Source organism: Microbacterium sp. CGR1 (assembly GCF_001266755.1).
Classification (GTDB): domain Bacteria; phylum Actinomycetota; class Actinomycetes; order Actinomycetales; family Microbacteriaceae; genus Microbacterium.
The window spans coordinates 575,395-587,918 of record NZ_CP012299.1; the positions used below are offsets into that span (position 1 = coordinate 575,395).

14 protein-coding genes, 1 tRNA gene and 1 other RNA gene are annotated in these 12,524 nt (G+C 66.8%); 7 read left to right on the forward strand and 9 right to left on the reverse strand.

The annotated features are described in order from the left end of the window. Positions 1-8: 8 nt before the first annotated feature. Positions 9-650, reverse strand: coding sequence for a class I SAM-dependent methyltransferase (locus AKG07_RS02655; protein ID WP_053095844.1), 642 nt, complete (start codon positions 648-650; stop codon positions 9-11). Between the two features lie 68 nt (positions 651-718). On the opposite strand from AKG07_RS02655, the gene hflX reads away from it, so the two are divergent. Continuing rightward, positions 719-2,230: a GTPase HflX gene (gene hflX / locus AKG07_RS02660; RefSeq protein ID WP_053095845.1), complete on the forward strand. Its 1,512-nt coding sequence runs from the start codon at positions 719-721 to the stop codon at positions 2,228-2,230. A gap of 24 nt (positions 2,231-2,254) precedes the next feature. On the opposite strand, the gene AKG07_RS02665 is transcribed toward hflX, so the two are convergent. Further along, positions 2,255-2,926, reverse strand: coding sequence for an SIMPL domain-containing protein (locus AKG07_RS02665; protein WP_053095846.1), 672 nt, complete (start codon positions 2,924-2,926; stop codon positions 2,255-2,257). Positions 2,927-3,057: 131 nt separating this feature from the next. On the opposite strand from AKG07_RS02665, the gene ssrA reads away from it, so the two are divergent. Continuing rightward, positions 3,058-3,427, forward strand: a transfer-messenger RNA (tmRNA) gene (ssrA, locus tag AKG07_RS17385). Positions 3,428-3,528: 101 nt separating this feature from the next. On the opposite strand, the gene AKG07_RS02670 is transcribed toward ssrA, so the two are convergent. Further along, entirely contained in the window at positions 3,529-4,893 is a 1,365-nt protein-coding gene (locus AKG07_RS02670) for an excalibur calcium-binding domain-containing protein (RefSeq protein WP_053095847.1), read from the reverse strand. A 125-nt stretch (positions 4,894-5,018) separates the two neighbouring features. Further along, positions 5,019-5,873, reverse strand: coding sequence for a hypothetical protein (locus tag AKG07_RS02675; protein ID WP_053095848.1), 855 nt, complete (start codon positions 5,871-5,873; stop codon positions 5,019-5,021). 88 nt (positions 5,874-5,961) lie between these two features. Here AKG07_RS02675 and AKG07_RS02680 point away from each other — a divergent pair, with 88 nt between their 5' ends. After that, positions 5,962-6,276, forward strand: a complete 315-nt coding sequence (locus tag AKG07_RS02680; RefSeq protein ID WP_053095849.1) for a DUF7882 family protein — start codon at positions 5,962-5,964, stop codon at positions 6,274-6,276. A gap of 3 nt (positions 6,277-6,279) precedes the next feature. Here the strand turns inward: AKG07_RS02680 and AKG07_RS02685 are convergent, their stop codons facing one another. Together AKG07_RS02685 and hisN are read right to left on the reverse strand one after the other, a co-directional pair. After that, the gene (locus AKG07_RS02685) at positions 6,280-6,843 is read right to left on the reverse strand and encodes a hypothetical protein (protein ID WP_053099085.1); all 564 of its coding nucleotides are present in this window, start codon (positions 6,841-6,843) and stop codon (positions 6,280-6,282) included. A 21-nt stretch (positions 6,844-6,864) separates the two neighbouring features. Beyond that, positions 6,865-7,662 carry a histidinol-phosphatase gene (gene hisN / locus AKG07_RS02690; protein ID WP_053095850.1) on the reverse strand — a complete coding sequence of 266 codons (798 nt, stop codon included), beginning with the start codon at positions 7,660-7,662 and terminating at the stop codon, positions 6,865-6,867. 145 nt (positions 7,663-7,807) lie between these two features. Between hisN and AKG07_RS02695 the strand changes: the two genes are divergently transcribed. Together AKG07_RS02695 and AKG07_RS02700 are read left to right on the forward strand one after the other, a co-directional pair. Further along, positions 7,808-7,880: transfer RNA gene (locus AKG07_RS02695), tRNA-Lys, on the forward strand. A 110-nt stretch (positions 7,881-7,990) separates the two neighbouring features. After that, positions 7,991-8,401, forward strand: coding sequence for a protease inhibitor I42 family protein (locus AKG07_RS02700; RefSeq protein ID WP_072591162.1), 411 nt, complete (start codon positions 7,991-7,993; stop codon positions 8,399-8,401). Positions 8,402-8,500: 99 nt separating this feature from the next. Here the strand turns inward: AKG07_RS02700 and AKG07_RS02705 are convergent, their stop codons facing one another. From AKG07_RS02705 to AKG07_RS02715, 3 genes are read right to left on the reverse strand one after another with little or no spacing between them, the layout of a single operon-like run. After that, positions 8,501-9,727: an MFS transporter gene (locus tag AKG07_RS02705; protein WP_053095852.1), complete on the reverse strand. Its 1,227-nt coding sequence runs from the start codon at positions 9,725-9,727 to the stop codon at positions 8,501-8,503. Beyond that, positions 9,724-10,161: a MarR family winged helix-turn-helix transcriptional regulator gene (locus AKG07_RS02710; protein ID WP_053095853.1), complete on the reverse strand. Its 438-nt coding sequence runs from the start codon at positions 10,159-10,161 to the stop codon at positions 9,724-9,726. The genes AKG07_RS02705 and AKG07_RS02710 overlap by 4 nt, the downstream gene beginning before the upstream one ends. A gap of 39 nt (positions 10,162-10,200) precedes the next feature. After that, positions 10,201-10,986, reverse strand: coding sequence for an IclR family transcriptional regulator (locus tag AKG07_RS02715; protein ID WP_053095854.1), 786 nt, complete (start codon positions 10,984-10,986; stop codon positions 10,201-10,203). 106 nt (positions 10,987-11,092) lie between these two features. Here AKG07_RS02715 and AKG07_RS02720 point away from each other — a divergent pair, with 106 nt between their 5' ends. Together AKG07_RS02720 and AKG07_RS02725 are read left to right on the forward strand one after the other, a co-directional pair. Beyond that, positions 11,093-11,866 (forward strand): CoA transferase subunit A, encoded by a 774-nt coding sequence (locus AKG07_RS02720; protein ID WP_053099086.1) that lies wholly within the window; start codon positions 11,093-11,095, stop codon positions 11,864-11,866. A 1-nt stretch (position 11,867) separates the two neighbouring features. Continuing rightward, positions 11,868-12,518 (forward strand): CoA transferase subunit B, encoded by a 651-nt coding sequence (locus AKG07_RS02725; RefSeq protein ID WP_171821907.1) that lies wholly within the window; start codon positions 11,868-11,870, stop codon positions 12,516-12,518. Positions 12,519-12,524 lie beyond the last annotated feature (6 nt).

The window sequence follows — 12,524 nt, forward strand, 5'->3', positions numbered from 1 at the left end:
GCGAAACGTCAGACGAGAGCGATCGGCTCGGTGGGTGGGGTGCCGTGCTTGCGCACCTTGAGGATGCGATAGCCCTTGGAGGTCGCGGTGCGGTGCACGCTGAAACCAGGATGGAACGTCGAGCCGATCCACCGTTGCAGCGAATCCGCGCCGAGGTTGCGCTGCACGACGAGCCACGCGTCGCTGCGCTCGTCGAGGCGGGGGATCCACTTCTCGAGCAGGCCGTGAAGCTCGTTCTTGCCGACGCGGATCGGAGGATTCGAGCGGATCGAGCGGAAAGTCACGTCAGCGGGAACATCCTCGGGCAGTGAGGCGTTGACATTCTTGAGACCATGAGCCGCGGCGTTGCGACGCACGAGATCCAGAGCCCGCTCGTTCACATCGACCGCCCATACGGTCGCATGGGGCGCGGCCAATGCCATCGACAGCGTGACCGGTCCCCACCCGCTTCCGAGGTCGAGAAGATGGCCTCCCGGCGGAACCGGAGGCGTGTTTGCGAGAAGGACGGCAGTACCGGCATCCAGCCGATCCGGGCTGAAGACGCCGCCAGCAGTGGTGACGTCCAGCTCTCGGCCTGCGAGCGTCACACGGATCGATCGCAGGTTCTCGGGGCTTGCCGGGGCCGCGGTGAAGTAATGGTCGGACCCCATACCGTGAGCGTAGCGGACAGCGCGGGCTAAGGTTAAGGCTCGCAACAAAACCCAGAGATAAGGGACGGATGACGGAGACCAGCACACACTCCACAGGTGACGAAGCAGTCGATCGCGTTCTCGCGAATGCGGAGAAGCGGACGGAGGCACGAGTCTTCGGCGCCGCTCAGGCGCTGCAGGACCAGTCCACCGCGTCACACGCGTTCTCGGACGGCGACCAGTGGGACCTCGAGGATCGTCATGCGCTGCGGCGCGTCGGCGGTCTCTCCACAGAACTCGAAGACGTCACGGAGGTCGAGTACCGCCAGCTCCGGCTCGAGAACGTGGTGCTGGTCGGCGTGTATCCGCAGGGCGCTCAGGAAGACGCGGAGAACTCGCTCCGCGAACTCGCAGCCCTCGCGGAGACCGCAGGAGCCGTCGTCCTCGATGGCGTTCTGCAGAGGCGACCGCACCCGGACGCCGCGACCTACATCGGGCGCGGCAAGGCGCAGGAGCTGAAGGACATCGTGGCGGCCACGGGCGCGGACACCGTGATCGCCGACACGGAACTCGCCCCCAGCCAGCGACGAGCTCTCGAGGACGTGGTCAAGGTCAAGGTCATCGACCGCACCACCGTCATCCTCGACATCTTCAGCCAGCACGCCAAGAGCCGTGAGGGCAAAGCCCAGGTCGAACTCGCGCAGCTCGAGTACCTCCTGCCGCGCCTGCGCGGCTGGGGTGACTCGATGAGCCGTCAGGCGGGTGGCCAGGTCGGTGCCGGTGGTGCCGGAATGGGCTCCCGTGGCCCCGGTGAGACGAAGATCGAGCTCGACCGTCGCCGCATCCGCACCAAGATGGCGCTCCTTCGTCGGCAGATCCGTGACTTCGGCCCGGCGCGAGAGGCCAAGCGTGCCGAGCGCAAGCGCAACACGATTCCTTCCGTGGCCATCGCCGGATACACCAACGCCGGCAAGTCGAGCCTTCTCAACGCTCTCACGAGCGCAGGGGTGCTCGTGGAGAACGCACTGTTCGCGACGCTGGATGCGACGGTCCGCCGCTCGGAGACGTCGGACGGGCGTGTGTACACGCTGACGGACACCGTCGGCTTCGTGCGCAACCTTCCGCACCAGCTCGTCGAGGCTTTCCGATCCACGTTGGAAGAGGTCGGCGACGCCGACGTCGTGCTGCACGTCGTTGACGGATCTCACCCCGACCCCGCCGGTCAACTGCAGACCGTGCGGGACGTCATGGGCGACGTCGGTGTGCGTGATATGCCCGAGCTCGTGGTGTTCAACAAGGCCGATCTGATCGACGACGACGAGCGTCTCGTGCTGCGAGGCCTCGAGCCCACGGCGCATTTCGTCTCATCCCGGTCGGGCGAGGGCATCGAAGAGCTTCGAGCGGCGATCGAAGAGGCGCTTCCGAAGCCGGCCGTGGAGGTGCACGCGGTCGTTCCCTATGACAGGGGTGATCTGGTCGCGGCGATCCACGAGACCGGGATGCTGCTGGCGGTGGACCACAGCGAGCAGGGCACAGTCGTGCACGCGCGTGTGTCGGAGCGACTCGCCGCCGATCTGGCGCCGTTCGCGATCGACGCCTGACCGCTTTGCGGTGCGGGGCGCGGTTCAGCGCGCGACGAATCGCGCCTCGACCGTTGCGGAGATGACGATCTCGTCGGGTTCGTAGTCCATTGACGGCCCGCCCACGTCCTGGGACTCCTGCATCATCGCCCCGCGCATCTTGGGCATGCCCGCGAGCGGCTGAACGGGTGCGGGGGCGATCAGCCCGACATCGGCGATCTCGACGGGAACGACGGAACCGAGTCCGAGCGCTGTGGCGTATGCCTGCGCGCGAGTCACGGCCGCTCCGACGGCCTGCGCCGCGACCTCCCGTTCGACCCGGGACCTCGTCTCGGCGGTGAGGTGCCAGTCGACCCAGCCGACCTCGACACCGTCCCATGCCGAGACCTCGGACACCCAGAGCGAGAGCGCCGAGGCCTCGGCGAACGTCGCAGTCAGATCCACGCCGGCGTAGTGAACGGGCGCGAGCTGCGTGCCCTCCGAGTTCCACGGGCGCTCGGCGCGCACGGACAACCGCTTGCTGGACCAGTCGACGACGATGCCCGTGTCCAGCCGCGCGGTGATGCTCTCGCGCACCGGCTCGGTGAGATGCATCACGCTATCGACCACTCCTGCGCGGTCGGCGCCGTCTGCGCGGACACTGACGTGGATGGTGGCGCGCTCGGGCGCAACTCGCGCCTCGTGCTCGCCGCGGACGGTGACGGTGACTTCGCTCATGTCGTGACTCTACGCCAGGGCATGGAATGGCGAAGGCCTCGCGAACGTTGTAGTCTGTGAGGCTCGGGGACTCCGGTTCCCGGGATGATAAGTACACAGAGTGACAGCGGCTCCTTCGAGAGAAGGACCACGGGGCTGATCGGTTTCGACAGCGCCTGTGAATCCACGAGAAGCGGGCCGAGGATGCAGAGTTATCTCGTAAACGCTCTCTGCAAAAAAATAGTTGCCGAAACCAAGCGCAACGACTTCGCCCTCGCTGCATAAGCGAGCCCGATAGTCCGTCAGGCCGTATGTGATTCCGATACGGATCCTGGCGTCATTTAGGAATCTTGCTGCGTGATGGCGTCTGGACGTCACGTGGGACTCTTCCCAGGCTGGGCTCGTCGACTTAGGTGTCTGTGACAAAGGTCGGAGCCGAGCAGAACGTCTTCACAGACTGCGCCCGGAGAAGGCGTGGAGACTCAGCGTTGGACGGGGGTTCGATTCCCCCCAGCTCCACCACGTCGCTGTCACAAGCAAGAAGGCCCGCCTGCCTAGTGATGATCACTAGGGAGGCGGGCCTTTGTATGCGTGATCGGGAATCGCCGCGGCTCAGACTCGGCCTAGGGCGCGCCAGGCAGGGTCTCGCAGGGGATGCCGTCGTTGTCGAAGTCGAGCTTTGCGACGTCGCCGTAGTAGGGGTAGAACCGGTCGAACCATTCCTTCGCTGCAGCGTAGTTCGCGAAGTCCGTGCAATTCCGCGTGTCCCCGGGGTTCCCCGGTTGCTGAGGCGGTTGAGGTTGCTGAGGCGGCTGAGGGACGGGGATGCCTGAGGACGGTACTCGGAAGTTGTCGCCTTCGTAGATCCACACCCGCCACCACTTGGCGAGGACTGCATCTCGTTCGGCCGCGTCCGCGGTGTAGAAGTGATGAGCCGCGGAGTTCGACCAGAACCGCGCGACGGGAACGGTGCCGGCCTGCGTGGAGTCGGCCGGGTAGACGTAGTACGCGATCCCTTCGTCTTTCCAGATGTTCGGCCACTTGGCGATGACAGCCGCGCGCTCGGCGGGGTCTGCGGTGTAGAAATGCCCCGAGTACGTGCTGCTCCAGAACCTGTAGAGCGGGATGGTTCCGGCGACCTGGGTCGTGAACGCGGTGTACCGCTGCCCCTCGTAGGTCCAGACATTCGGCCAACGGGCGATGATCTGATCGCGCTCCGTCGGGTCAGTGGTGAAGAAGTGCCCCTGGTAGACGGGGCTCCAGAACCGGTACACGCCGACGGGGTCTGGCATCGGCGGCGCGGAGGGCCGTCCGACGGTGGGCGTCGCCGGCATCCAGGCGTCCCACTGGGGGCCGCATTCTTGGAGGAGCGTCTGGATGGCGCTCTTCTCGACGGGGTCGACGGACAGGTTCCACCGCCACTTCACCGCGACCCACTCGGACACATAGGTGCACCGCATCGGCCGGTATGGAGGCAACCAGGATGCAGGATCCTTGTCGGCCTTCGCGGTGTTCACGGCGGCGGTGACCATGGTCAGGGTGCGCTGGTCGTCGAGGTCGCTGGAGTAGCTCTGTCGTTGCGCGTCGGTCCAGGCCCACGCGCCGGACGCCCACGCTTCCTTGAGCGCGACAAGGTGATCCATCTCGATCGCGGCGGGGTCGATGTGCGTGACGTTGTCGTAGTAGGAGAACCACTGACCTCCAGTGACGGTGCACGCGCCGGTGACGGTCGTCGGAATGTCGGACTCCTCGAGCAGCACCTCCTGACGGGTGCGGCATCCGTCCCCGTCGAGATCCGCGCCTTCGAAGAAGAGGTCGCGGTTGTACTTCACGGTGGACGGAGCCTCGACACGCAGCTGATCGAGGAGCGTGCCGACGGGTACCCTTTCCGTCGATGGCGGAGGCGCTGCCACCTCCGCTGACGGAGTGAGCGAGCCTGCGACGACCGCGGTCGCGACGAGGATGGCACTCAGGAACCGATTGCGCATGCCACTCCCTGTGAAATCGGCTCCGCCGTGGAGCCTCGCGCTCAGGATACACACAGAATACCGGTACGCTGTCGAGGTCGTTCGACGGCGCGTGCGTCCGCTGACACGTCCTCCCGCTTCGGTGGTCAGCCGGTGGTGAGCCGGTCGAGAGCGTCCTCTGCGGTGCGGAGATGCTCTTCCGACTCCCGCACTCGCTGCGCGAGCGATTCCTGTTCGGCCTCCGCCTCCTCGGCGTCTTCTCGCGCGCGCTTCGCTTCATGTCGGACCTTCGCCAGGTCAGCTTCGAGTTCACGCTCACGGCGTGTGAGGGCTTCGATCTTCACCGCAGCATCGCGGAGTGCTCGGTCGGCCGTCGCCGCTTCGCGTGCCGCAGTGTCGTGAGCCTTCTGGGCTTCTCTGACGGCCCGTTCCGCGTCCCGTCGCTCTCTCCGCGACCGCACCTCGTCGACGGGTGTGGGAGAGATCGCGGGCGGTGCGGGCGCGCCTCCACCCACGAGGGTGTCGGCGATGTCGGCGAACGTGCCGGCCGGTTCCAGCTCGCGCACGAGCCTCGCCGAGGCGACGGCGGCGGCCGCAGTCGGATCGAAGAAGGCCGCGCTGATGGTCTGCTGAACCGCCTCTCTCGTCGAAGCCGTGACGCGCTGTCCGCGCGCTTCAGCGAGCGCAGCGGCATCTGCCGCGAGTCGGCTCGTGAGGGCGCGGCGGTCGCGACCGAGCTGCGCGAGCGCGCGAGCATCCAGGTCCGCCTGAGCTTCGCGGAGCTCTTCGGCGAGTTGAAGCGCTTCTCCGAGTTGCGCGGCGCGTTCGTGTGCGAAGACGTTGACCACCCAGGCGGCGACCGACGGCTTCTTCAGATCGCGAATCTGCGCGGCGAGGCCCGCGTCGTCGGCTTCGGCGGCGCGCGCGTTGCGTGCGCTCACGAACTCTGCAGGTGACCCCGTGTACAGCTCCACTGCGATGTCAGCGAGCGGGGAGTCCATGCGTGCGACGATACACCGCGCAGGATGAGCTCCTCCCTGCCACGTCAGATGCGCGTTCCGAGCCACCTGTGCCAGTATTCTGGTTCGCATGGCAACGCTGTTCTATGGCGCGTCGGACGTTCCGATCCACATCGAGGATCGAGCACTCGCGCATCTGAAGATCGTCATCGCGACCAAGCTCCGCCGTCAGGAGAGCTTCACCCTGTCATGGCGTCATCCCGAGGGAGAGCCCGGCGGGCGATCCACCATCTGGATCCATCCGTCCATCCCGCTGCGCTTCACCTTCGACGAGCCGGACCAGCCTCAGCTGAACCCGCGGTGGATCGACGATCTGATGCAGTCGGTGAACTCGACAGGCGGCATCCTCCTCGTCGACGAGGTGATCGATTCTCCGGTCGAGTGAGCGTCAGCCGGCCCACTCGATCAGGATGAGGCCCTGGCGCGTGTCCGCGAACTTCACCCAGCCGTCGCCGAACAGATACGTCATGCCGTAGCCGTCTTCGTCGGTGCCCATCGCGAACTGCGGGTTCTCGGTGATGTAGATGCCGTCGGGGCCGTCCTCGCGGGTCCAGCCCTCTCCGAGGAGCGAGGTCTGTGCAGCAGCGGCGTCTTCAGCGCTGATCGTCGACCACCCGTAGAGCTGACCGTGATCTGAGGCGACGCTGTAGTCGGCCCAGAAGCAGAGGAGCCCGTCCGCGAGCGTCACGCCACCCACCACGAACTCCTTCTCCTCGAAGGTCCAGCCCTGATCGGTGAGTGCCTGCACGGTTCCGGCCGAGACGATCGTGTCGCAGGCTGGCTCCACCGCCGGGGAGGGTGTGGGAGTGGCTGCCGGCTCCGCAGTCGCCGTGGGGGAGGGCTTCGGCGAGTCGGGGGTGGGCGACGGCGCTCCCTCGGGCGTCGCTGCGCAGGAGACGAGCGCGACGGTGAGCAGGAGCGCACCGAGTGCGGCGGAGGTGAAGCGGTTCATCGCGCGTGCCTTCATCAGGGGTCAGTCGTGCAGAAGTGCGAGGAACGCGTCGTGGAGGATGCCGTTGGTGGCCAGCGCCGAAAGGTCGGAGATCGTCTCTGCGCCGTCGAAACCGGTCATCCGACCGCCCGCCTCGCGCACGATCGGGACTGCGGCCGCGACGTCGTACTCCTTGACGCCGAATTCCGCGACCATGTCGATCCGCCCCTCGGCCAGGAGCATGTAGGCGTAGATATCTCCGTAGGCGCGGTCGCGCCATACCCGGTCGGCCAGCTTCAGCAGTTGGTCGAGGTGACCGGACTCAGCCCACTGGGTGATGCTCTGGAAGCTCACGCTCGCGTCATCGAGAGACGACACGGAGGATGCCGAGACGCGGCGCGGTTCGGCATCCGTCGCCGTCCATGCCCCTGACCCTGACGCCGCCCACCAGCGGCGTCCGATCGCGGGCATGCTGACCACTCCGACCTGCGGTACGCCGTCGACCGCGAGGGCGATCATCGTGCCCCACAGCGGCACTCCGCGGAGGAAGTTCGCGGTGCCGTCGATGGGATCGATGATCCACTGCCGATGGGTGCTGCCCTCAGCGCCGAACTCCTCGCCGAAGATGCCGTCGTCGGGCCGTTCGATCGACAGGATGGCGCGGATCGCCCGTTCGGTGGCGAGGTCCGCATCGGTGACATGCGAATTGTCCGCTTTGGTCGAGATCTCCAGGTCGGAGCTGTCGAACCGGGGGAGCGACTGCGCATCTGCGGCGTCGGCGAGTCGAAGGGCGAGTGCGAGGTCGCGAGAGAAGTCGTCGACGCGGGGGGAGGCGGTCACATCTCCAGGATAACCGCCCCGCCCGGGGACCCGAGGGCTCGTGACACGGGGCGACACGCGCGGCGGACACGTGGGACCCGACTCGATTTCGCACCGCGGCGATCGGCTGGTAATGTAATTCCTCGGCCGGGGAATACCGCGCCACGCACCTCTAGCTCAATCGGCAGAGCAACTGACTCTTAATCAGTGGGTTCTCGGTTCAAGTCCGAGGGGGTGCACGGATCAGCCTCGATGACTCTCGCCAGTCATCGGGGCTTTTCTGCGTCGCGGTGATGCCGCCGACAGCGCTTTCCGTGCGCTAGTTTGATGCAAACGCTAAGGGGTGGCGATGCGCGCACGGGTGAAGAGATTCGCAGTCGGAGCGATCGTGGCCGTCTGCAGTCTTCCGCTCACCGCATGCTCGGCTGGGCTCGAGACGAGCATCGCCTACACGGCCTCTTCGGTGACGCTGGCCCCGGATGAGGCGCTCGTGGTCGACTTCGGTGACATCAATCCCACCGTCGGTGAGGAGTGGGTGCTGACGCGGGAGCCCGATCCGGCGGTTCTGGGACCGGGCGACGAGCGGTCGCGGTACCTGGGCGAGGAGGGTGAGACCGGAGCGCCGAGCGCGCTCACCTACCGCTTCGCGCCCGTGGGTGAGGGAACCACCGTGATCCAGTTCGAGTACCGATTCCGCGGCGCCGTTCCCGAGGACCTCGACGACCAGAAGACCGCGGAGATCACGGTCACCGTCAAGTAGGTCGATCAGGCGACTGCGATGACAGCGCCGCCGGTGGGTCTGCTGCGCTCTGAGAGCTCGCTCATCGCCCCACGGCATCGAACGCAGCAGGCTGGCGTGTCACCCGGCGTCGCCGAGCAGGATGGCCTGCGCGTCCTCGATCGCGGCGTCGTCGGGCTCGTCGTCGATGTGCGCGAGGATCTTCCTGCCGCAGAAGATCGTCGCCGCTGCGATGAGCACGGCGAGAGCGGCGACCAGATACGGGATCGTCGCGTTGAACGCGTGCCAGAGAGCCGCTGCGAGGGGCGGCGCGATGGCTCCGCCGAGGAACCTCACCGACGAGTACGCCGACGATGCGACCGAGCGGGGCAGGTCCGTGGCCTCCATCACCGCTTCGGTGAGCACGGTGTTCATCACACCCAGCAGCAGTCCGCCGATGACGATGCACACGACCAGCGCAGTGGCGGATTCGACCAGCAGGCCGGCGATGATCAGATCCACGGCGAGAAGCGGCAGGACGGTGAGGATCACGCTCGTGCGGGACATCCGGCGCATGAGCAGGGGAGCCACCCAGACGCTCGTGATGGCGAGGGCGAGGCCCCAGCCGAAGAACGTGAAGCCGATCCCCATGGCCCCGAAGCCCAGAGGGAACGGCGAGAACGCGAGCAGGATGAAGAAGCCGATGTTGTAGAAGAAGGCCGCGATCGCGAGAATCGCGAGTGCAGGACGACCCAGGGCCCTGAAGGGCGCCGAGAACGGGATGGGCGCGCGCTTGTCTTCGGGGCCGCGCAGAAGCACGAGCACGGCGAGGAAGGCGATCGCCATGAGTACCACCACTCCGAAGAACGGTGCACGCCAGCTCTGCTCGCCCAGCAGGCCGCCCAGAAGCGGGCCGATGGCGATACCGAGCCCGAGGGCTGCCTCGTAGAGGATGATCGCAGCTGAGCTGCCCCCCGATGCCGCGCCCACGATCGTCGCGAGAGCGGTGGAGATGAACAGCGCGTTGCCCAGACCCCATCCCGCGCGGAAGCCGATGACCGCGTCGACGCTGCCGCTGAGGGCGCAGAGCAGGGCGAATACCACGATGAGCGCCAGCCCGATCAGAAGCGTCTTCTTGGCGCCGATGCGGCTCGAGATCCAGCTGGTCACGAGCATCGCGAGACCGGTGACCGCGAGATAGCTCGTGAACAGGAGCTCCGTCTCGAACGGGGTCGCCTGCAGGGATTCCGCGATCGCGGGGAGGATGGGATCCACGAGGCCGATGCCCATGAATGCGACGACGCACGCGAAGGCGACGGCCCAGACCTGGGCTGGTTGCTTCCACACTGAGGTGGCGGGGGTGTTCACGCTGCTGCTCCTGTCGAGTCGGTGGTGGTGTGCGCCGCGAGGATCTCGGCGGCGCGCGTCAGGATGCTCCATTCGTCGCCGTCGAGGTCGGCGAAGCGAGGGGCGAGGGTGTCACGGAACTCTTCGCGCCATGACTGCAGCGCGTGGGACCCGGCCGCGGTGATGGCGACGGCTGTCGCGCGAGAGTCCTCGGCGACGGGGGAGCGAAGGACCAATCCCTCGCGCTCGAGATTCCCGATGAGCCGGGTCATCCCGGGCTGGGTCGTGCGTGCGGCTGCCGCGAGCTCTCCGACCCGCTTGGGCCCGGACTGCTCGAGCAGACTCAGCACCCGCCACTGCGCGGCAGGCGCATCACTGCCGGCGTCCTGTGCGGCGATCCGGCCGAGCGCATACCCGGAGAGCACGAGCGAGGGGATGACATCCTGACGATTCATACCAGAAAGTATATACCCACTGGTATGTATAAGTCCGGGTCAGCGCCGAGCCCCCGCGATCCGAGCCGAGAGCTGGTGCGCATGGGCGAGGAGCGTCCTGCCCAGCTCGCCGATCCGATCAGGGCCGAAGCGGAATCCCACGCCGGTCAGGCTCAAGGCCCATTCCGGTCGACCCGAGCGATCGAAGACCGCCGCGCCGAGACCCCAGCTGCCCTCCACGATCAGCCCCGGATTCACCGCATAGCCTCTCTCCTTCGTCTCGGCCAGCCGTGTTCGCAGAGGTGCGGCGCCGTGAGATCTGCCCCAATTGGCCTCGAGCTCCGGATGACGTTCCAGATAGGCGTCCACATCGTGGTCAGGGAGGAATGCCAGGATGGCGAGCCCGGCGCTTGCTACGCCGAGCGGAAACCGCACGCCCTCGCTCAGCACGAATGACCGGATCGGGAAGGAGCCCTCCTCGCGGACGAGGCACACCGTCTCATCGGCACGGCGCACCGAGAGGAAGGCGCTCTCCTCGGTCTTGACCGCGAGCGAGCGGACGATATCACGCCCCAGGGCAGTCACGTCGTAACGGGCTGCGGCGACGGATCCCATGAGATAGAGCTCCGGCCCGGGCATCCAGCGAGTGGAGGACTCGTCGCGGTCGACCAGACCCTCGGCGCGAAGTGCGGAGAGCAGGCGATGCGCGGTCGAGCGGGACAACCCGGCGGACGCGGACAGCTCCTGGAGCGACGCACCGTCGTGGCCGCTGGAGGTCACGAGCCTCAAGAGCTTCGCGGCGCGCGCGATCGCCTGCGTTCCGGGAATCGAGGCGGAGGGTTCCATAATGTGGACGCTATTCGTTGATGTGTCCACATCGCAAGAGTGTTCTTCCCTCGGGGATGCCGGAGAGCGGATGCTGAAGAAACGGGCGTCATTCGAAGGAGCATGCGTGATCGACAAACAGTGGGCGAGCGCCGAAGAAGCGGTCGCAGACATCGAGGACGGTGCGTCTCTCGCCGTCGGAGGATTCGGGCTCTCCGGGAATCCGACTGCGCTCATCGACGCACTGCTCGCCCGGGGCACGAGCGGGCTCAGCATCGTCAGCAACAACTGCGGAGTGGACGACTGGGGGCTCGGCATCCTGCTCGCCGCTCGCCGGATCCGCAAGATGACCTCGTCCTACGTCGGGGAGAACAAGGAGTTCGAACGGCAGTTCCTCTCCGGCGAACTCGAGCTCGAGCTGACACCGCAGGGAACCCTCGCCGAGAAGCTCAGGGCGGGAGGGTCTGGGATCGCCGCATTCTTCACCCAGACCGGCGTCGGCACGCAGGTCGCCGAGGGTGGGCTCCCGCGACGCTACAACCCCGACGGCAGCATCGCGGTGGCGTCTCCGGCGAAGGATGTTCGTACCTTCGACACCGCGGCAGGGCCGCGTGAGTATGTGCTCGAAGAGGCCATCACCACCGATTTCGCGCTGGTGCATGCGCTGGCGGGGGACAGGCACGGGAATCTGATCTTCAACAAGGCGGCGCGCAACTTCAACCCGCTCGCGGGGATGGCCGGACGAATCTGCATCGCGCAGGTGGAGCAGCTCGTCGAACCGGGGGAGCTGGATCCGGACCGCGTCCATCTGCCGAGTGTCTTCGTGCACCGCGTCGTCGAGGTCGGCACCGACATCCCGAAGCGCATCGAACGTCGAACCGTCACGCCGGAAGGAGTCTGACATGGCGCTCACACGCGATGAGATGGCCGCTCGCGCTGCCGCAGAACTGCGGGACGGCTCCTATGTCAACCTCGGCATCGGGCTGCCCACGCTCGTGCCGAACCACGTGCCCGACGGCGTGACCGTCGTGCTGCAATCCGAGAACGGCATCCTCGGCGTCGGACCGTACCCGCACGAGGGCGCGGTGGATCCGGACCTGATCAACGCCGGCAAAGAGACCGTCACGGTGCTGGCCGGTGCCGCGTACTTCGACTCCGCGACGAGTTTCGGCATGATCAGAGGCGGCAAGATCGACGCGGCGATCCTCGGCGCCATGCAGGTGTCCGCCACCGGAGACCTCGCGAACTGGATGATCCCGGGCAAGATGGTGAAGGGACCCGGCGGCGCGATGGATCTCGTGCATGGTGCCGCGCGCGTCATCGTGCTGATGGAGCACACCGCGAAGGACGGATCGGCGAAGATCGTGCACGACTGCTCGCTTCCACTCACAGGCCGCCGGGTCGTCGATCGCATCATCACCGACCTGGCGGTGATCGACGTGACACCGGACGGTCTCTCGCTCGTCGAGCTCGCACCGGGCGTGACGGTGGAGCAGGTCGTGGCGGCGACGGAGCCGACACTCACGGTCCCCGAAGAACTGCACGACCGATGAACGCAC

What these genes read in the sequence shown, in the direction of transcription:
- AKG07_RS02655 (WP_053095844.1), bottom strand. Translation starts at nt 650, where the DNA reads ATGGGGTCCGACCATTACTTCACCGCGGCCCCGGCAAGCCCCGAGAAC.
- hflX (WP_053095845.1), top strand. Translation starts at nt 719, where the DNA reads ATGACGGAGACCAGCACACACTCCACAGGTGACGAAGCAGTCGATCGC.
- AKG07_RS02665 (WP_053095846.1), bottom strand. Translation starts at nt 2,926, where the DNA reads ATGAGCGAAGTCACCGTCACCGTCCGCGGCGAGCACGAGGCGCGAGTT.
- AKG07_RS02670 (WP_053095847.1), bottom strand. Translation starts at nt 4,893, where the DNA reads ATGCGCAATCGGTTCCTGAGTGCCATCCTCGTCGCGACCGCGGTCGTC.
- AKG07_RS02675 (WP_053095848.1), bottom strand. Translation starts at nt 5,873, where the DNA reads ATGGACTCCCCGCTCGCTGACATCGCAGTGGAGCTGTACACGGGGTCA.
- AKG07_RS02680 (WP_053095849.1), top strand. Translation starts at nt 5,962, where the DNA reads ATGGCAACGCTGTTCTATGGCGCGTCGGACGTTCCGATCCACATCGAG.
- AKG07_RS02685 (WP_053099085.1), bottom strand. Translation starts at nt 6,843, where the DNA reads ATGAACCGCTTCACCTCCGCCGCACTCGGTGCGCTCCTGCTCACCGTC.
- AKG07_RS02700 (WP_072591162.1), top strand. Translation starts at nt 7,991, where the DNA reads ATGCGCGCACGGGTGAAGAGATTCGCAGTCGGAGCGATCGTGGCCGTC.
- AKG07_RS02710 (WP_053095853.1), bottom strand. Translation starts at nt 10,161, where the DNA reads ATGAATCGTCAGGATGTCATCCCCTCGCTCGTGCTCTCCGGGTATGCG.
- AKG07_RS02715 (WP_053095854.1), bottom strand. Translation starts at nt 10,986, where the DNA reads ATGGAACCCTCCGCCTCGATTCCCGGAACGCAGGCGATCGCGCGCGCC.
- AKG07_RS02725 (WP_171821907.1), top strand. Translation starts at nt 11,868, where the DNA reads ATGGCGCTCACACGCGATGAGATGGCCGCTCGCGCTGCCGCAGAACTG.